General features: G+C 39.9%; 1 protein-coding gene. It reads right to left on the reverse strand.

What is annotated here, in order from left to right; all coding sequences use genetic code 11:
• Nucleotides 1–210 (reverse strand): hypothetical protein (locus ACYVTD_RS19220; protein ID WP_461249173.1); only part of this gene is annotated, 210 nt, incomplete at its 3' end.
• Nucleotides 211–228 lie beyond the last annotated feature (18 nt).

A 228-nucleotide genomic window follows, 5' to 3' on the forward strand; every position in this document is an offset into this window, starting at 1 on the left:
TCCAAGCTGTCCTGAATCCTTTATAAGGGAAGAACGGCGGGGAGAAAACGGGATTGTAATTTTGGGAATATTTGACGCAAAATCCGCATTAATATGCAGTTTCTGTCCGCTTGCGGAACTAATTGAGCTAAAAGAAAATATTGTTCCTTCGGGGAAAATAAAAATAACTGAAATATCGCTTTGTAGCATCTTTTTCGGGGTTACCGGCATATTTTTTTCGTTGACGCC

Source organism: Treponema sp. R6D11, assembly GCF_054786075.1.